This is a genomic window from Epilithonimonas zeae (assembly GCF_900141765.1).
GTDB lineage: Bacteria > Bacteroidota > Bacteroidia > Flavobacteriales > Weeksellaceae > Epilithonimonas > Epilithonimonas zeae.
In genome coordinates this window covers 439,169-458,328 of record NZ_FSRK01000001.1, presented here as the reverse complement: position 1 = coordinate 458,328, position 19,160 = coordinate 439,169, and the positions used below count along the sequence as shown (strand labels likewise).

Sequence of the window (19,160 nt, the reverse complement as noted above, 5' to 3'; positions counted from 1 at the left end):
AAAATCGTTTAAAAATAAAAGCTTTCAAAATTTATTACTAAAAAAGAATTTAGTTCCCAAAATTCACAAAATGCGGAATATCCGTACCAAAATTATTCAGTGGCAAAACATTATTTCGGTTGCTGTTAAAATCAAAAACCGAATTGTTATCAAAAGGAACTCGAGGATAATAAGTAAACGAAATCTGAATCCTGTTGAAAACCAAGTATGGATTATTAATCAAAACCCCAATTCCGATTTTTGTATTGGCTTTAGTCTTTAAAAGATTATCATCAGGCATTCCCAGCCAGCCAACTGCAGTTGTCAAATAAGGACTAAAATGGAAATTTTTCCAAGTTTTATTAACGAAAAGTTGAAGCTGATATCTCAAAACCAACTTCTTTGTGCCGATGTAATCTGCATTATAAACAGGAAAATCTTCTGCTGAGGAAAGGTTGATTCTGTCTCTGTAAGAATAATTATGTTGAGGATTTCCAAGAGCCAAGGTTGGAGAAAAGAAATGTCTTGCCTTCGCAAATTTCCAATCCATTAGATTTGTGAAATAAGTTCCGTCCAACCGGAAAGATTCTCGGTTTTGGCTGTCTTCATTAAAGAATCTTCCAAACTGAGCCTTAATATTAAAATAACCAATCTTAGTAAAGTCGCCATATGAACCCGAAACACCAGCGTAAGGCATCACTTCATTACTTCTCGACAAAAATCCGGCGGTTAAACTGAACGTATTTCCATAAGCAATATCTTCCGGCAAATCATATTGAAAAATATTCTTCTGAACGGAGAATTTCCTTTGAATAAATCCCGCAGACATCAGAAAACTACTGTAAGAACGGAAATACCCAAACTGGTCAACATAAGGGCTATCTTTATATTGATAATTCTGAAAACGTCCTATCAAAGCAATATTACTGGAGACTTTTTCATCTGGATTTGATGAAACTGGAATTTGATAACCGCCCCACAAATCCTGACTGTAAACTTTGATCTGAACTTCTGGAAAAGTTGTGTCTGTTTCTATTGGAAGGAGCACATTTCGCATAAAATATTCAAAAGTAAAACCACCTGCCCATTTTGTCAACGGAGAGAAAAAATCCCTTTTGACATTGAAATTGATTCTTTCATTCTTAGCAAAATCACGTTCTCCCAAAACCTGAGCATTGATGTAAGAACCAAAAAGATTGTAAGCCGTATAACTTCCGTACATATAATCTTGTTTTTCCTTGGAATCGTTTCTGTAAAGGAAATCCGCTTCGTGGCCAAGTCCAAGAAAATTCTCTTCCGTTACTCCCAGACCAATTTTACTTCCGGAATAACTCACTCTCGGCTTCAAACTCCAGGAATCGAGAACTTTTACTACAACATCAATAGAATCTTTGGTAGAAGTGCTGTCAGAAACACTGATATTAACTCTGTTTACGAAAGGCATCGCTCTTAGCAAACGTTCGGATTCGTAGAGTTTTTGAGCGTTATATTCTTCGCCTTTTTTGAAGAGCAAATAATTATTAACGGTTGAAACTCGGGTATTGGAATGAAGATGATTTGTAAACCAATCGTACCATTTGGACTTTTCTTTTTTGTCTTTGGAACCGTATCCAAAAGGGTCGATCGTTTCAATTTTGATATTTCGGATATATCTTCCATCATAAGTTTCCTGAGATTGTTTATCCGTTCTGGTTTTTACAGAAGCCGAATCCGCTTCTCTACGAAATATAAAACGATGAATGAATTTCGTAACTTTTCTTCTATCAGAAAACTCCTCGATTTTATAATAAAGCGAATCTTTTCCTTCCTGGGCATTAGCAAAAGAAAAGCAACTTAAAACGAAAATAAAAATCAGAATCGATTTGTTCATCAATAATCGGAAAATTCAACAAAATCTGTTTAGCAATTTACAAGCCAATGCACGAAAAGCCATAACAAAGGTAATCCGCTACAACTCTCAACCCAAAAAGAAAAGTATGATTCTTGATTGCTATTTTCAGAAAAATAAATCAATATAAATGTGATAATTATCGTCAAGAAAAAATAAATACCGAATTCTAAATCAAGGGAAAAAACACTCAATAAACCAGAAATAAAAATCAGTAGATAAGCAAGAATTTTAGTTTTCTGAACGCCAATTAAAATCGGAAAAGTCACAACGTCATCACTTTTCATATCTCGGATATCAAAAGGTAAAACCAAAGCCGAAATGAATAACCAAGAAATTAAAAAAATCGGCCAATTAAATTGAGGAAGAATCAGCCAAGAATTAATCAAAGCCCAAGTCAATCCAACATAAAAAATCTTTAACAAAGGAATTTTCCGAATAAATTTCTCCAGAAAAAAAGAATTGTAGAGCAAACCCAAAACGACTATAATTGCCCATTTCAAAAGTCTGTATTCGTTATGATTTTTGAGGATGAGAATCACACTAATAATTCCACAAATACAATTGAAAATCAGAATCTTGAAAAATTTCTTTTTGTCGTATTGATATTTGGTATAAAGATAACCGCTGAAATAAGTAATGAAAATCAACAACAAAGTCGGCCAACGGAATATCTTTTGCTCCAGCATAAAAAATCCAGCCAGAAAAGTTCCCATTAATGAAACATAGACCTGACTCTCAATGAGATATTTTTTTGCTAAATTTAAAATCGACATTTTACTTTAACAAATGTCGGAAAAATTGTTCTAAATAAATAAAATCTTCAAAACGTTAAATTTCAAAAAAAATATTTCTCTTTCCAACCTTACGATAAAATAATGCATCTTTATAAAGTGATTCAGTCACTCATTCAAAAAAAAAAATAAAAGACATATATGAAAATCCTAAAATCTTTATTAGTATTCTTATTGATATTTGCTACTATGAATTTTTCCGCACAAAACTATTACGACCAGCAATGGAAAAAAATCGAAGACAATTATAAAAAAGGAACTTACAAATCCAATCTTCCGATCATTCTGGAAATACAAAACCAAGCTTTGAAAGACAACAACGCCATTCAAATCATCAAATCTTTGAAAGCGGAATTCAGTATTACAAAGCAGACTTACGATGATACGAAGAATGATGAAAATTCCAAATTCTTTTCGAAGCTTCAAAATACGGAAACCAAATTGAAAGGCGATGAAAAACAATTGTTTCATCTTCTGACTCTGGAATTTATCAAAGATTATTATCAGAATAATTCTTGGAAAATCAATCAGAAAACTAATATTGACAACGCCGATTTATCACAAATCGAAACTTGGAGCAAGCTGGATTTTAAAAATTATTTATCGAAGAATTATTCAGAATTAGAAAAAGAAAATTCTGTTTTGAAGAAAATATCGATGCAGAAATACAAGGAAATCTTTGACGAATCTGATAATCTTGAATATTTTCCAACACTTTCCGATTGGTACAATTACAATTATATTGAGTTCTTAAGAAATCAAAATCTTTTCACACCGAATGAATTGAAAGTGAATTCGACAAAAATCAATTCAATTTTTGATTCGGAAATTACTTCACTTTCTGGAAATTCTCAATTGTATTTCAAGCATCAGAAAATCAATTATAATTGTGAATTCAATAATTGTAAAGACAAATTCGCACAACTTGAAAAATTGGTTGAAGACGAATCTGTAAAAGGCGATTACAAAGTCTTGATTATCGATGATATGATTGAGATTCTTCAGCAAAAAGAGGATAACAAAAAAGCTTTGGTTTGGGCAAATAAAGCGAAAGAACTTTATCCAAAATCGAAATTTATCAATAATATTAAAAACAAAGAAAATCAGATCAAAAATCCGCAACTGAACTTGTTTTATGAGAACGAAACCCAGAGTAACAAACCAATTCACATCGTTGCGGAAGGAAAAAATGTTCAGCAATTTTCTTTGAATATTTATGAAGTAAAAGATGACACACAAGGTTTTCTGAATCACGTTTTCGATTCTTACAAAACACCTTTTGCGAAAGTCAAAAAAACACTGATAAGAAAAGACCAATTCACGATTCCGGAATCTTTCGATTTCAAAACGCATAAAACGTCTTTGGAGCTGAAGGCTCTTCCTGCAGGGATTTATCTGGCTGAATATGTTGTGGAAAATTCTGTTCAGAAAAGTTTTTATTTCATCGTTTCTGATTCGAAAATCATCTATTCTAAAAAAGATGATAACAATCCAAAAGCTAATATTCTAAAACTCGTAAACAACGAAAACGGAAAAGCTTTTATTAACGAGAATCTTGAGATTGTTGAATTTGTAAGAGGAAAACAAATCGTAAAATATTCTGTAAAAACCGATGCTTCCGGAAGTTTTCAAATTCCTAATTCTGAGAATAAAGAATATTACAGAAATTTTCTTGTGAAAAACGGGAACAATTATTCGATGATAAATGTTTACGGCTATGATAGTGATTATGGCAATCGAAATAAATCCGAGAATCAGGAATCGGCACAGATTTTCCTTGACAGAAAAATCTACAGACCTGGACAAATTGTTTATTTCAAAGCGATTGCAACTGGAATCAATGGCGAAACTCAGAGAGTAAAAACATTAGAAAAAATTCCGTTGAATATCACTTTGCACGACGCAAACGGCGAAGAATTGCAAACTTTGAAACTGACAACCAATGAATTTGGTTCGGTGAATGGCAGTTTTACACTTCCAAAAAACAAGCTGAACGGAAATTTCAATATTGAAGTTGATAATGACGATGATAATTCTGGTTATCATATTTCAGGTTATACGGATTTTAATGTTGAGGAATACAAACGTCCAAAGTTTGAAGTGACTTTTGACCCGATAAAAGACGAATACAAATATGGTCAAACTATCGAACTGAAAGGAAAAGCGATGATGTTTTCAGGCGTTCCTTTGAGCAATTCAATTGTGAATTACGAAATCAAAAAACAGAATATCCGTTGGAAGTATTTCTGGTGGTATCCTCGTGGAAATGATAACGAAAATTCGATTCTTGGTGATGTAAAGACCAACGAAAAAGGAGAATTTACTATCAAAATCGAGTTGAAAAAAGATGAAACTCTGGAAGGTATTCAGATTGATAATTATGCAATTAATGCTTCTGTGACGGACATCAACGGAGAAACTCAATCCGCAAATACGAATGTAAAAGTGGCTTCGGTTTCTCATTACATTACGGCGAACGAAATCGGAAATACGTTTTCAAATGAAGCTGTAAAACTAAATGTTGACACCAAAAATTACAACGACCAAGTTTTGAAGAAATCTTATAACGTAAAACTGGAAAAACTGGAAGAACCAAAACAGATTTTTAGAGAGAATTTTGCTTCGGTTGTTCAGGATCTACCAAAACTTTCTAAAGAAGAATTTGTGCAGAAATTTCCTCACGACAGATTTGATAAAAATGATGATTTGAAGAATTGGAAAGTTGAAAAACAATTGATTAATCAAGTTGAAAATCCATCAACTGACAACCAACAACCAACAACTAATCTCGATTTAGGGAAATTGGGAGCTGGAACTTATAAACTTCAATTTTATAACATCGAAGGGAAAGACACGATAAAAACGGAACAATTCTTCAAAGTTTGGGACAAAAAATCACTTGTACAAAATCAAAATCCATTCTTGGAAGTGATTAGACCAACGCAGGAATACAAACGAAGCGAGAAAGTAAAAGTGTTTGTTTACTCTGCGATTCCGGATGCTTTGGTCAACATTTTCATCCAAAATGGAAAAGAAGAAACTGTTACAGAAACCAAATCTTTCAAAAATGGAATTCTGGAATATGAAACTACCATTCCGAAAGATGAAAGTATCTCGAAAATTAATTTGCAATTCCAATTGGTTGCGTTTAATGATGTAAAAACCGAAAATGTTGATTTGAAAATAGCAGACAGCAAAGATGATTTGAAAATTGAAACCGTTACTTTCCGAGACAAATTACAGCCTGGACAAAAAGAAAAATGGACGATAAAAATCTCTGGCGCTGACAAAGAAAAAATCAACGCTGAAGTTTTGGCGAATATGTACGACAAATCGCTTGACCAATTTGCGTCTAATTCTTGGAATTGGCAGGAATTCTATTCTCCTTTTTATCAAAGTTCTTATGAATTTAGAAATGGTTTGGAACAACAATATTACAACGGTAAAGTTAAGTATTTAAAGACTTTGAATATAATCATTCCTCAATTCAATTGGTTTAATGGTGCCATTTTATTTGGTTCTGATATAGATGGTGACGGAATTGCAAATTCAGATGATGCTTGTCCAACTGTTCCTGGAACGGCTCAATATCAAGGTTGTCCAAAACCAAAAGCAATGTATGCAAGTGAAGTTGAAATGTCTGTTTCCGCTCCAGCAATGAAACTTCAAGGTAGAGCTGCAGGAATACAAGTTTCAGATTCTGCAAAAACTCAAAATATCGAAGAAGTCATTACTACAAGAATAAAGGAAAAAGATTTAAACAAAATCCCAGTTCGTCAAAACCTCAACGAAACAGCTTATTTCTATCCAAATCTTCTAACAGATAAAAAAGGAAATATTTCGTTTGAGTTCACTTCTCCGGAAGCTTTGACACAATGGAAAGTGATGTTTTTGGCGCATACAAAAGATGCGAGAAGTGCAATTTTGGAAAAATCTGTCGTAACGCAAAAAGAATTTTCTATCACACCAAATTATCCAAGATTCTTACGAGAAGGCGACGAATTGAATCTTCAGACTAAAATCTCAAGTTTGGTTAATCAAAAATTAAATGGTTTTACACAATTGCAGATTTTGGATGCGTTTACAAATGAAGATATTTCGGAGAAATTCGGGATTAGCACATTGACGGCTGTTCCTGGTTATAATAGAGAACAAACTTTTACATTAACGGAAAAAGGAAATTCCGTGGTGAATTGGAAAGTGAAAGTTCCGAACGATGTTTCATCAATTATTATTAAAATCGTTGCGAAGGCTGGAAATTTCTCTGATGGCGAACAAAAAGCAATCGCTGTTTTGCCTAACAGAATGTTGGTGACAGACGCACTTCCGATTTTTGTGAAAGAAGGACAGACGAAAACTTTCACTTTAGAAAATCTAAAAAATTCTGATTCTAAAACATTAACCAATGTTTCCAATACTTTGGAACTAACAACCAATCCAATTTGGGAAATTATGTTTGCGCTTCCAAGCCTGAAAGATGATACTAATAATTCAGCAGATGTTATTTTCAACAAATGGTTTGCAGATGTTTTGGCTTCGGAGATTTTCAAAGCGAATCCAAAAATGAAAACCGTTTTTGATGAATATCAATTCAAAGGTCTCTTGACCTCGAATCTTGAAAAAAATCAGGAATTGAAGCAATTGTTATTAGATGAAACGCCTTGGGTTCTTGAAAGTAAAAATGAAACTGAACAAATGCAGAAACTGGCAAGAATATTTGATGCGAATACGATGCGAAATTCAATTCAAAATGATTGGTCAGAATTAGTAAAATTGCAAAATCCTGATGGCGGATTTAGCTGGTATCAAGGTTATCCGAGTTCATATTATACTTCACTTTATATTTTGAAAAACCTAGGCAGAATCAATGAATGGTTGAAAGGAAATGTAACAGATTATCAAAGTTCTGAACAGAAAGAAATGGTTAAAAAACTGGTTTCTTACGTGGATAACGAAGTCAATAAATATTGGAAAACAGATAAGGACAATGTTTGGAACAATTTTGTTCTCGATTATCTTGACACAAGACATTATTGGGAAAAAGAATATGCTCTGAAAGCAAAAGGCGCAACTTTGAAAACGGCTATTATTTCTAAAGCTAAAACGGTAAAAATTACCGATTTAACTTTCTTTGGATTATACAGAGCGGCTTTATTATTTAATAATTATGGATTGAAAGATGTTTCGAAAAAACTGATGAATTATCTGAAAGAAACTTCGACAGAAACAGAAACTCAAGGTGTTTACTGGAAACAAAATCTAAACGATTGGGGTTGGTATTCTTCCAAAACCGTGAATCACGCCGGAGCCATTGAAGCGTTTCAAAAATTAACACCAACTGATGAAAACTTCATCGAAGAAATGAAAATCTGGCTAATTACGCAGAAAGAAGTAAATTCTTGGGGAAATTCCAGAGGAACTGCAGAAGTGATTTTTACCATTTTGAATTCGGGGAAATCTTGGACTTCAAATGAAAGTGATAAAGCGGAAATTAACTGGGGAGGAAAACAACTTAACCCGCAAACACAAGCAACAGGTTATGTGAAGCAAACTGTAACTTCTGATAACTTGGATAAAAATCTATCAACAGTTACAATCAAAAAAGAAAGCGCTGGAATTGTTCAGGGTGGATTATTCTGGCAATATTATGAGGATTTGGACAAAATCAAATCTTCGGAAAGTTATATTTCCATTACTAAAGAATTGTACAAAAAAGTGAAGACTGAAAATGGTGAACAATTAATTAAAATCAATGAAAATTCGCCATTGAAAGTTGGTGATAAAGTTACCGTGAGAATGATTCTGAACACCGACAGAAATATGGAATTCATTCACTTAAAAGATATGCGAGCTGCTGGTTTTGAACCGTTGGATGTGATTTCTGGTTATCAATGGAAAAACAATTTGGGATATTATCAATCAACAAAAGATGCTTCTACTAACTTTTACATCGAATACATGCCGAAAGGAAAATATGTTTTCGAGTATGACTATGTAGCGAATGCAAGTGGGAAATTCTCTAATGGAATTACGACTTTGCAGAATTATTATGCGCCGCAGATGAATGCGCATACACAGGGAACTAGCGTGCTTATAAATGAATAATTAATATTAAAACTGTTAAAAAAGCAATCAAATAATAATATTTGGTTGCTTTTTTTTATTTTTAAATACTTTTTTTTAATCAACTAATAAAACGACTAAACTTTCTTTTAAATATTAATCTTATAATATATAATTATGGTAAAACATTTATTAACTGTCACTGGTATCTTAGCATCTATTCTACTAAGTGCTCAAAAAAATTTTTGGACTCCAGTTCAAAATGCAAGTGTTCTTGGGAAAACAATCTCGCTCAAAGAAAGAACAACGACACCTAAGGCTTACAATCTCTACAAGCTGGACATGAAAGGAATTAAGTCTGAGTTGGCAAAAGCCCCTGCAAGAGAATCCATCAACGAAGATGTTGTCATCAAATTTCCAAATGCTAGTGGGAAATTAGTAGATTATGTTGTGAAGGAAGCTCCTGTAATGGCCAAGGAATTATCTGATAAATATCCTGACATCAAGTCTTATGTAGGTTATCAGAAAGATAACAGTGGTAATACAATTAGACTTAGCACATCTCCATTTGATGGAATCAATGTGATGTATTTTGATAATTGGGAAGTGAGTTATTTGGATACCTATACAGATGACCTGTCAACTTTTATCGTTTATAAAAGAAGTGATTTGCCTGCATATCCCGAGCAATTCAATTGTGGATTTGACCAAGCTAATTTCCAAACACCACCATCTGTAGAACCTATCGCCCTGAAAGCTCCAATAGTAAAAGACGGAATGCTAAGAAAATATCGCTTAGCATTAGCTTGTACTATAGAATATGCAGCTTTCCATGTAAATAGAGCAGGATTGTCTGGTGGTACTTTGGAACAGAAAAAAGCAGCAGTTTTAGCTGCGATGAATGCCTCTATGACCAGAGTAAATGGTGTTTATGAAAAAACTGTTTCCTTGACAATGGTATTAGTCCCAAATAATGACCAAATCATCTTTATCGATAGTGACAACTATGACAACGAAAACTCTGCGGCTAATGGTTACCCTCTATTAGGACAAAATCAAACGGTTTGTGATAATGTTATCGGTACAAACAATTATGACATTGGGCACGTTTTCAGTACGGCTTCTGGTGGTGTCGCTTCGCTTCAATCTCCTTGTAATGCTTCTAGGAAGGCACAAGGAACAACAGGTACAAATTCCCCAATCAATGATGCTTTCAACATAGATTATGTAGCGCACGAGATGGGTCATCAATTTGGTGGCAACCATACTTTCCGTGCCAATACAGGATCTTGCCAAGGCAATGCTAATAATGGTACAGCGGTGGAGCCAGGTAGTGGCAGCACGATTATGGCTTATGCGGGAATCTGCGGATCTACCAATAATATACAAACACGAAGCGATGCCTATTTTCATTCTGTAAGTGTTAATGAAATGTACAATTTCATCTCCAGAACTACAGATTGCTCCGTAAAAACATCAAATAATAATGGTGTTCCGACTGCTGATGCAGGTGCAGATTACACAATTCCTAATGGAACCGCATTTGTTCTGACAGGTTCTGGAACTGATCCTGATGGAGATGATTTAACTTATCTTTGGGAACAAACAGATTTTGCAGCGCTTGCCAACAACCCACAACCTCCCGTTGCTACTTCAACCCTAGGAACAGCCTTCAGATCATTTACACCTACAACTTCTCCACAAAGATATTTCCCAACAATGTCATCCATTGCCAACAATATTTTGACACCGAAATGGGAAGTAATACCAAATGTTGCAAGAACTCTGAATTTCTCTCTTTTGGTAAATGACAACAAAGCGACAGGAAATCAATCTGCAAGAGATTTGATGAAAGTAACTGTTACAACAACTGGTCCTTTCAAAGTGACTTCTCAGACATTAGCGGCCAACTATAATGGAGGTTCTACTCTGCCTGTAACCTGGGATCTTGCTGGAACCAACGTAGCCCCAATTAACACGGAGAATGTACAAATCTTACTTTCTTCTGATAATGGTTTAACTTTCCCGACCGTATTAGCGGAAAGTGTGCCTAATACAGGAAGCGCTGATGTAATTCTTCCAAATGAAAACAATGGAAATGCAAGGATTATGGTAAAAGCTGTAAACAATATATATTTCGCTGTAAACTCTGCCAGATTTAACATTAATAAAGTTCTAGCAGTTAACGAATCTGCTTTTGACAAAGGTTTTGCTATCTATCCAAACCCTACAAAAGGAGAAGTTAATATCTCTTTGAGTAAGGTAAACAAAGGAGCTAGTTATCAAATCTTAGATCTTTCCGGAAAATTAGTTTCTAATGGATCTTTGGAAAATGAAAAAACTCAGGTTAACATTTCTAGTTTGAAAACAGGAACTTACAGAATTGTAATTTCTAACAACGGAGAAACTACTAGCAAAAATCTTATTGTTAAATAAGCAATTAAACTTAAAAACAAAAACCAACTTCTTTTCGAAGTTGGTTTTTTTTGTTCAAAAATTAATTTAAATCAAATTAAAATCCGTATTGCAATCCAATTTGGAATCCACTATTCCTTAGCTGTTTATCACTATTATTCCAACTTGTAGAACCATTTTTCTTAATATCAGTAAAACCAATAATATATCTGGCTCCAATTGCCATATTATTGAATTTAAAACCTAATCCAACTCCGCCACTCAGATCCAATTGATTGTAAGCATCTTTATCTTTCTCGATTATGGTTTTGCTATCACTCTCATATTTATTTTTATTACCAACCAAAACACCAAACTGAGGTCCACCTTCGACATAGAACTTAGGTATCAATTCAAACTGAAACATAATTGGCATTGATACATAATTAAGATTCAGCGTGTGAGAAGTATTTCCATTTTCATATTTCACTCCCATATTGTTATATATCAATTCTGGCTGAATACTAAGTAAAGCATTAACTGGTGCATTCATATACAATCCCGCATAAAAACCAACCTTAGAATTTTTATCACCCCAACCATTTTCTTGACTGATTGTAGAGATGTTCGCTCCTCCTTTTACACCAAATGATTGAGAGTAAGCCAATGATATCATCGTCAATCCCAACAACCCAAATATTTTCTTCATATATAATTGTTTATGAAGAACAAAAATATAAATTATCAAATTAAAAAAGACCGAAATAATCGGTCTTTAGTAATAATTTAATATTATGTAATATTAGAATTTGTAAGATAATCCAACTTGGAAGGTATTGTTTCTGTTTTTACCACTTTGTTCTAATGTAGTATTACCATCTTCGTCGTTGTTTTTCTTGTTGATATCAGTAAATCCGGCAACATACCTTGCATTGATTCCAAAATTCTGAGTGAAATTAAAACCAAGACCTAGTCCTGCTCCCATATTGAATCCACTATAAAAATCTTTAATATCTCTTGAAGAATAAGACTCTGTACTTGTAGAAGATGAGCCTCCAGAAGTAATAGTTCTAGTTGTATCACCTTTAGCCTTAGCTCCAACTAAGAATCCAAATTCAGGACCAGCTTCTAAATAAAAATTAGGCGTTGCATGAAATTGAAACATTACAGGAACTGTTACATAATCTAAATTAAGACTTGCAGAGTTTTTATCCGTAGTAGTTACACCTCCAATAGTATAAGAATTGGTTCCAGTAACTTTAGCTCCCATTTGGCTATACAAAACCTCTGGTTGAATACTGAATTGTTCTGATAAGGGTGCATTCATAAAAACACCTCCATAGAACCCAGCTTTAGATTTTGAATCTTCATAGCCATCATCTGAGATTGATGAAATGTTAAGACCTGCTTTTAAACCGAACGACGGACTAGTTTGTGCAAATGCAAATGTTCCCGCTACTAAACCTAATCCTAAAAATAACTTTTTCATAATTTCAAATTTTAAATTTTGTTTTTACGATTTGGATAGTTTCAAAATCTTTGCCAAAATTTAAATAATCAATTATTATAAATGATTATTAGCTTGAAATCAATAATTCAAAAAGCTTGTTTTCAATGGATTAAAATATTATTCAATAAATAACAAAAATCAATTCTGATTAAGTTCTTTATAGAAATTTAGGGTCAAAATAATTTGTTCCGGACTTAATTTTTGGTCAAAAAGACAACTTCCAATTCCATTAATCAATGAAAAATTGATATTTCCGTCCTGATTTTTTTTATCATTAAACATCAAACCCATAATAGCAGCATTCTTGAATTCTGAAATATCGATATAAGGAAACAATCTTTTTATTTTACTAATAATAACTGATGACACTTCTACATCAATCAATCCGCAAAGAAAAGCCAAATGTGTTTCGCAAATTATTCCAAGCGCTACAGCTTCTCCGTGAGGAATTAGATTGCCTTTTTTCAAGAAAAGACTTTCCACAGCATGACCAATCGTATGGCCAAAGTTGAGTGTTTTTCTGACATTCTCTTCTTTAAAATCTTGAGAAACCACATTATTTTTAATTTCCATACTTCGGCTGATGAATGGAGAAACAGATTCTGGCGTTATTTTATCAAGAGAACTTAATTGTTTCCAATGTTCAGCATCGGCGATTAATCCGTGTTTCAACATTTCAGCAAAACCACTTCTTAGTTCTTCAAATTTTAGAGTTTCTAAGAATTTTGGATAAAAGAAAATACCTTCCGGCAATGCAAATGTTCCAATTATATTCTTCAGATACTGATGATCTATTCCCGTTTTACCTCCAATAGAAGCATCACACATTGATAATAGAGTTGTAGGAATATTGATGAATTTGAAACCTCTTTTATAAGTTGAAGCCACAAAACCGCCCATATCTGTTATCACACCTCCACCAAGATTGATTAGAAGAGATTTTCTGTCCGCTTCCATTTCTGAAAAGATTTCCCAGAGCTGTGTTGCCGTTTCTATATTTTTATTCTCTTCGCCAGCTTCTATCTCGATAACCTCAAAATGAGCTTCGGTTTCTAGGTTTGGGAGTAAGATTGGTAAACAATGATTGTGCGTATTCTCATCCACCAAAATAAAAATCTTACTTGGTTTGATTTGGTCAATATATTCATTAAGACTTGTGAAATCTTGGTCAAGCTCTTTTATCATAACTCAAATTTTAACAAAAGTAAGAACAAAATGGGAATAATCGGTTTTAATTGGACGACGAATTGTACGCAGCCACGACTTATCTCAATCTATGTATTTTTAATGGAATCGATGAACCACTTAGTTAGTTTTGAGCGGAAATTCTTTTTGTGGAGCAGAGTGGAACAAAAAGATTGACTTCGTCGAACGACTCCGTTAGGTTTGAGAGCAGAAGACGGATTAAGTTACCCAAAATAAAAAAGAGAGACAAAAGCCTCTCTTTATAAAATATATTGACGTAAATCTTACATGTGAATCGACCTTTTTCCAGTCGCATCCAAAGCAGCTTCTTTCACAGCTTCTGCATAAGTTGGGTGTGCGTGAGAACTTCTTGCGATATCTTCAGCACTTGCACGGAACTCCATTGCCATCACACCTTCTGCAACCAAATCTGCTGCTCTAGCCCCAATCATATGGAAACCTAGAACTTCGTCAGTTTTTTCGTCAGCGATGATTTTTACAAATCCGTCTGTATCACCACTTGCACGGCTTCTTCCTAAAGCTCTCATTGGGAAACTTCCTACTTTATAAGCCACACCTTCTTCTTTTAGCTGCTCTTCTGTCTTACCAACACCGGCAACTTCTGGCCAAGTATAAACTACTCCTGGAATCAAGTTATAGTTGATGTGAGGTTTTTGTCCAGCTAAAATTTCAGCTACCAAAGTTCCTTCTTCTTCCGCTTTGTGCGCCAACATTGCGCCTTTGATAACATCACCGATAGCGTAGATGTTAGAAACATTAGTTTGCAAATGGTCGTTGGTTTTAACTCTTCCTCTTTCGTCCAATTCAACTCCTGCTTTTTCTAATCCAAGTCCGTCTGTGTAAGGTCTTCTTCCCACAGAAACCAAAACATAATCACCTTCGAATTTGACTTCTTCACCTTTTTTATTTTTGGCTGTAACTTTTACAGAATCTCCATTTCTCTCCACTGCAGAAACCGCTGTAGAAAGCTCGAATTTCATTCCTTGTTTTCTAAGAACTTTTTGCAATTCTTTGGAAAGCGCACCATCCATTCCTGGGATGATCTTGTCCATAAACTCAACCACAGTTACCTGAGAACCCAATCTCAAATAAACAGAACCCAATTCAAGACCGATTACTCCTCCACCGATTACAACCAAATGCTTAGGAATTTCTTTCAAATTCAAAGCTTCTGTAGAAGTAATTACTCTTTCTTTATCCAGAGTGATGAAAGGTAAAGATGATGGTTTTGAACCAGTTGCGATAATTGTATATTTTGATTCGATAGTTTCAGAAGAACCATCGTTTTTAGTTACTTTAATTTGTGTAGCAGATTCGAAGCTTCCAAGACCTTCAAAAACTGTGATTTTGTTTTTATCCATTAGGAAATTGATTCCTTTTGTCGTTTGTTCTACTACTCCATTTTTACGTTCAATCATTTTTGCCAAATCTACTTTTGGCTCATCGATGATAATTCCGTAATCTGCAAACTCGTGTTTTGCTTTTTCGAAATGCTCAGAACTGTCCAGCAAAGCTTTGGAAGGGATACAACCCACGTTAAGACAAGTTCCGCCCAAGGTAGGATATTTCTCAATAATTGCAGTTTTGAAACCTAATTGCGCAGCTCTGATTGCTGCAACATATCCGCCAGGACCAGAACCGATAACGGTTACATCAAATTGACTCATATCTTTGTGATTATTATTCGAATAAAAATTTCCTCAAATTTACGAATTTTAGAACAATTTTGGAACTGATTTAAATAAGTAATTAATCTCTATTTTTGTATCAGATTTTTCTAAAATTCAATTACAATGTCACTCGAACAAAACTATCAAGATATCCTTTCTCAACTTCCCGAAAATGTAAAACTAGTAACAGTTTCCAAAACCAATCCAGCTGAAAAAATTAAGGAGGTTTATAATTTGGGACAACGCGCTTTTGGAGAAAATAAAGTTCAGGAATTACTGGAAAAACAACCCGTTCTTCCCAGCGATATCGAATGGCATTTGATTGGGCATCTTCAAACCAACAAAGTGAAATACATTGCCGGTTTTATTGCAATGATAGAAAGTATTGACAGTGAAAAATTGTTGAAAGAAGTAGATAAGGAAGCTCTGAAAAACAATAGAAAAATCAACGTTCTGCTTCAGGTCAAAATCGCAAAAGAAGACACGAAATTTGGTTTGACAGTGGATCAGGCTAAAGAAATTTTCAATGATTATCTTAATGGAAATTATCCGAATATCGAAATCAAAGGGCTAATGGGAATGGCGAGCTTTGTGGATGATGAAACTCAAATTCGTGAAGAGTTTTCTATTCTGAAAAATCTTTTTGATGAATTATCTGAACTGAAACCTTTAGAAACTTTATCAATGGGAATGAGTGGTGATTTTCCAATTGCGATAAAATCTGGCTCAAATTCTGTAAGGGTTGGTTCTGCGATTTTTGGAGAAAGGAATTATTAGTTGTTGTTTGTCAGTTGATAGTTTTTGTCAGGCTGAGGCTCTCGAAGCCGTTCTAAATTAAAATTCTATTAAATCAAACTCTTATAAATCTTCATCATTTCCTCAGCAATAACCTCATCATTAAATTTCTGAACAAACTGCAAACCTTTTTCAGCACGGCGTTTTCTCTCAGATTCATTATCCCAAAGAAAATTGATTTTGGCGCGGACATCCTCCACATTTTCAGGATTCACATAAACAGAATCTGGTCCGCCGGCTTCGGGCAAACAACTTGTGTTGCTGGTAATGACAACGGTTTCGGAAAATAAAGCTTCGATGACAGGAATCCCGAAACCCTCGAAAAAACTGGGATAAATAAAGATTTCCGCAAGTTTATAAATCCCAGCCAATTCTTCCATAGAAACGCCTGAGAGGAACTGAACTTCGATTTTACTTTTCTCAATTTCTTTTTCAATCAATTTAAAATATTTCGGCTTTTTGGCTCCGACAACTACTAATGGAATTTTCGAATCCTTTAAAGCTTTTATAATATTCAACAGATTTTTTCTTGGCTCAATCGTCCCGACATTCAAAATAAATTTTTCCGGAAGGTTGAATTTTTTTTTGATTTGATTAAGAACTCCCTGTGATTGTTTTTCTTTGAAACTGGCGTGACAACCTTGATAAACCACTTCAATTTTATTCTCGTTAACTTTAAGAAACTGAATTATATCCCGCTTAGTTTGTTCCGAAATTGCAATAATTTTATCTGCAGAATTTGAAGCTTTTTTGAATTTCCAGAAATGAATTTTTCTGTCAATCCAAGTGTAATATTCCGGATATCTTTCGAAAATCAAATCGTGAATGGTAACGACTTTTTTAATCGGTTTCGGGTTCCATCGCAAAGGCAATTCGCCGGACAAACCGTGGAAAATGTCTGCATTGTTGTTTTGTGCATCGATTCCTGTTTTAAGCTGTCGGGAAAGCGTGCCTTTAGTTGTTTGGACGAAAGTCACATTGGGCAATTTCAATATCGCTTCGCCACGCTCCGACTTCTTTTTATTGAATAATAAATATTGATTATCTGGAAAATACGTTGCTAAAACCCGAACCAAATCGCGGGAATAATTTCCTAAGCCAGACCAGCTGGAAAAAATACGTTTGGCGTCGTAGGCAATCTTCATTAATTCTTATTTTTTTGAGTCCAATTTTCCAAAAACTCTTTGGTTGTGAAGAATTGATAATTATTTTTCTTTGCCCATTTAATAAAATCATCAAAGCGATTTATCATTGCTTCATTCGTATTTTTGAAAGTAAAATTGGGCAATTTATATTTTGGATTTGAGATGTCTGCAAATTCCCAAGGGTGAAAATAGATGTTCAAAAATCCTGTGGAACTTAATGATAATTTGGACAGAAATTTATAAATCCAAAGCGGAAAGTTATGAAAACTCAGCCAAAACAATGGAACTCTAAATATTGTAGAAACCGATGCCGGAAACTGCAAAATCCTCTTCTGCCAAAATGGTTTTCTGCTAACTCTGAAGTTGTTATATCGTCCTGGCAGATAAGTTGGATTAATGGATGAATTGTAGAAATAGCCTGCATCAGAAACTGCATCTTCCGAAACCGGACTCATTCTTGGCATTCTGAGACCAACTACTTTTGTATTAAACAATTTTTCTAATTCTTGTTTTGATTCTGCTAAATGTTTCTCTTCAAAATCCGAATGAAACCACGTATGAGAAGCCAATTCGTGACCTTCAGAAAGTAATTGTTTTACCAAATCCTGATTATTTTCAGCAAAAACAACTGTCGAAAAAAAAGTAGCCTTGATATTATTTTCTTTCAAAATCCTGAGAATATTCTGTAAACCCTTTCTGGAAACCGCCAATTGCTCTTTCAAAGGAATTTCCCCACTATATTCTAAAGGCATATCAAATTCTTCTATATCAAAACTTAGTAAAATCATTAATTAAAAATTTTTCGAACGGATAATATAATTTGGACGTTCTTTGATTTGTTTGAATATTTTTCCCATATAAATTCCTAAAATCCCTAAAATTATCAGCTGGATTCCGCCAAAGAAAACAACTGTCATCAATATCGATGCCCAACCGGAAATTTCAGTTTTATTAATGAATGCATAAATGACATAAGGAATGTATAGCAAGGACAAAAATGAAAAGAAAAATCCAAGATAAGCCGCTAAATAAAGTGGTTTCATACTAAAAGCAGTAATTCCTGTAAATGCAAATTTTATCATTTTCCCCAAACTATATTTACTGCTTCCGGAAAATCTATCCGCAGCAACAAAATCAATCGAATATTGTTTAAAGCCAACCCATTTTACCAAACCTCGAAGAAAAATATCTGTTTCACCAGTTTTTCTGATAACATCAATGACTGATGCATCTAGCAAGCGGAAATCAGAACTACCCTTTTCCAGTTCTACATCGGATAAGCTTGACAAAATATGGTAGAAAAAATCTGATGTCTTTCTCTTGAAAAAACTAATATTTTTAGAATATTTTCTGATGGTATAAACCACATCGTAGCCTTCTTCCCATTTTTTAATCATATCAGGAATCATCGTTGGAGGATGTTGCATATCTGCGTCCATAGAAATCACAGCATTTCCATCCGCATAATCCATTCCGGCTTTTACAGCATTCTGATGTCCAAAATTTCTTGAAAATTCCAGATATTTTAGCTTAGGACAATTAGATGAAATCTCTTCTAAAGTCTTTTGGGTTGCATCCCGACTGCCATCATTCACATATATTATCTCATAATCATAATCAGGAAGGTTCAAAAACACTTTTTTGATCTCGCCGTGGATTATGGATAAGTTACCTTCTTCATTATAAGCCGGAATCACGATGGAAATCTTTTTCATC

General features: G+C 34.1%; 12 protein-coding genes. 3 read left to right on the top strand and 9 right to left on the bottom strand.

The genetic code is table 11. The features are described 5' to 3' along the window. Positions 1–49 precede the first annotated feature (49 nt). Both BUR19_RS02050 and BUR19_RS02045 read right to left on the bottom strand, forming a co-directional pair. Positions 50–1,849, bottom strand: coding sequence for a hypothetical protein (locus BUR19_RS02050; RefSeq protein WP_074233272.1), 1,800 nt, complete (start codon positions 1,847–1,849; stop codon positions 50–52). Positions 1,850–1,878: 29 nt separating this feature from the next. Further along, the gene (locus tag BUR19_RS02045; protein WP_175565854.1) at positions 1,879–2,643 is read right to left on the bottom strand and encodes a UbiA prenyltransferase family protein; all 765 of its coding nucleotides are present in this window, start codon (positions 2,641–2,643) and stop codon (positions 1,879–1,881) included. 159 nt (positions 2,644–2,802) lie between these two features. On the opposite strand from BUR19_RS02045, the gene BUR19_RS02040 reads away from it, so the two are divergent. Further along, a complete protein-coding gene (locus BUR19_RS02040) occupies positions 2,803–8,766 on the top strand; it encodes an alpha-2-macroglobulin family protein (protein ID WP_074233271.1) in 5,964 nt (1,987 codons plus the stop codon). Between the two features lie 135 nt (positions 8,767–8,901). Beyond that, complete coding sequence (locus tag BUR19_RS02035) at positions 8,902–11,160, top strand: zinc-dependent metalloprotease (RefSeq protein WP_074233270.1); 2,259 nt, start codon at positions 8,902–8,904, stop codon at positions 11,158–11,160. Positions 11,161–11,236: 76 nt separating this feature from the next. Here BUR19_RS02035 and BUR19_RS02030 read toward each other — a convergent pair whose 3' ends face one another. The 4 genes from BUR19_RS02030 to lpdA form a co-directional block, all read right to left on the bottom strand. Beyond that, a complete protein-coding gene (locus tag BUR19_RS02030; protein ID WP_074233269.1) occupies positions 11,237–11,827 on the bottom strand; it encodes a porin family protein in 591 nt (196 codons plus the stop codon). Positions 11,828–11,920: 93 nt separating this feature from the next. Further along, positions 11,921–12,607, bottom strand: coding sequence for a porin family protein (locus BUR19_RS02025; RefSeq protein WP_074233268.1), 687 nt, complete (start codon positions 12,605–12,607; stop codon positions 11,921–11,923). A gap of 159 nt (positions 12,608–12,766) precedes the next feature. Continuing rightward, positions 12,767–13,813, bottom strand: coding sequence for a 3-dehydroquinate synthase (aroB, locus tag BUR19_RS02020; RefSeq protein WP_074233267.1), 1,047 nt, complete (start codon positions 13,811–13,813; stop codon positions 12,767–12,769). Positions 13,814–14,097: 284 nt separating this feature from the next. Continuing rightward, positions 14,098–15,501 carry a dihydrolipoyl dehydrogenase gene (lpdA, locus tag BUR19_RS02015; protein WP_074233266.1) on the bottom strand — a complete coding sequence of 468 codons (1,404 nt, stop codon included), beginning with the start codon at positions 15,499–15,501 and terminating at the stop codon, positions 14,098–14,100. A gap of 126 nt (positions 15,502–15,627) precedes the next feature. Between lpdA and BUR19_RS02010 the strand changes: the two genes are divergently transcribed. Beyond that, on the top strand, positions 15,628–16,281 hold the full coding sequence (locus BUR19_RS02010; protein WP_074233265.1) for a YggS family pyridoxal phosphate-dependent enzyme: 654 nt from the start codon (positions 15,628–15,630) through the stop codon (positions 16,279–16,281). Between the two features lie 68 nt (positions 16,282–16,349). Here the strand turns inward: BUR19_RS02010 and BUR19_RS02005 are convergent, their stop codons facing one another. From BUR19_RS02005 to BUR19_RS01995, 3 genes are read right to left on the bottom strand one after another with little or no spacing between them, the layout of a single operon-like run. Then, positions 16,350–17,444: a glycosyltransferase family 4 protein gene (locus BUR19_RS02005; protein ID WP_074233264.1), complete on the bottom strand. Its 1,095-nt coding sequence runs from the start codon at positions 17,442–17,444 to the stop codon at positions 16,350–16,352. Continuing rightward, positions 17,444–18,232 (bottom strand): polysaccharide deacetylase family protein, encoded by a 789-nt coding sequence (locus BUR19_RS02000; RefSeq protein ID WP_074233263.1) that lies wholly within the window; start codon positions 18,230–18,232, stop codon positions 17,444–17,446. The genes BUR19_RS02005 and BUR19_RS02000 overlap by 1 nt, the downstream gene beginning before the upstream one ends. A gap of 3 nt (positions 18,233–18,235) precedes the next feature. Then, positions 18,236–19,159, bottom strand: coding sequence for a glycosyltransferase family 2 protein (locus tag BUR19_RS01995; RefSeq protein WP_074233262.1), 924 nt, complete (start codon positions 19,157–19,159; stop codon positions 18,236–18,238). Position 19,160: the final 1 nt, after the last annotated feature.

What these genes read in the sequence shown, in the direction of transcription:
- BUR19_RS02050 (WP_074233272.1), bottom strand. Translation starts at nt 1,849, where the DNA reads ATGAACAAATCGATTCTGATTTTTATTTTCGTTTTAAGTTGCTTTTCT.
- BUR19_RS02045 (WP_175565854.1), bottom strand. Translation starts at nt 2,643, where the DNA reads ATGTCGATTTTAAATTTAGCAAAAAAATATCTCATTGAGAGTCAGGTC.
- BUR19_RS02040 (WP_074233271.1), top strand. Translation starts at nt 2,803, where the DNA reads ATGAAAATCCTAAAATCTTTATTAGTATTCTTATTGATATTTGCTACT.
- BUR19_RS02035 (WP_074233270.1), top strand. Translation starts at nt 8,902, where the DNA reads ATGGTAAAACATTTATTAACTGTCACTGGTATCTTAGCATCTATTCTA.
- BUR19_RS02030 (WP_074233269.1), bottom strand. Translation starts at nt 11,827, where the DNA reads ATGAAGAAAATATTTGGGTTGTTGGGATTGACGATGATATCATTGGCT.
- BUR19_RS02025 (WP_074233268.1), bottom strand. Translation starts at nt 12,607, where the DNA reads ATGAAAAAGTTATTTTTAGGATTAGGTTTAGTAGCGGGAACATTTGCA.
- aroB (WP_074233267.1), bottom strand. Translation starts at nt 13,813, where the DNA reads ATGATAAAAGAGCTTGACCAAGATTTCACAAGTCTTAATGAATATATT.
- lpdA (WP_074233266.1), bottom strand. Translation starts at nt 15,501, where the DNA reads ATGAGTCAATTTGATGTAACCGTTATCGGTTCTGGTCCTGGCGGATAT.
- BUR19_RS02010 (WP_074233265.1), top strand. Translation starts at nt 15,628, where the DNA reads ATGTCACTCGAACAAAACTATCAAGATATCCTTTCTCAACTTCCCGAA.
- BUR19_RS02005 (WP_074233264.1), bottom strand. Translation starts at nt 17,444, where the DNA reads ATGAAGATTGCCTACGACGCCAAACGTATTTTTTCCAGCTGGTCTGGC.
- BUR19_RS02000 (WP_074233263.1), bottom strand. Translation starts at nt 18,232, where the DNA reads ATGATTTTACTAAGTTTTGATATAGAAGAATTTGATATGCCTTTAGAA.
- BUR19_RS01995 (WP_074233262.1), bottom strand. Translation starts at nt 19,159, where the DNA reads ATGAAAAAGATTTCCATCGTGATTCCGGCTTATAATGAAGAAGGTAAC.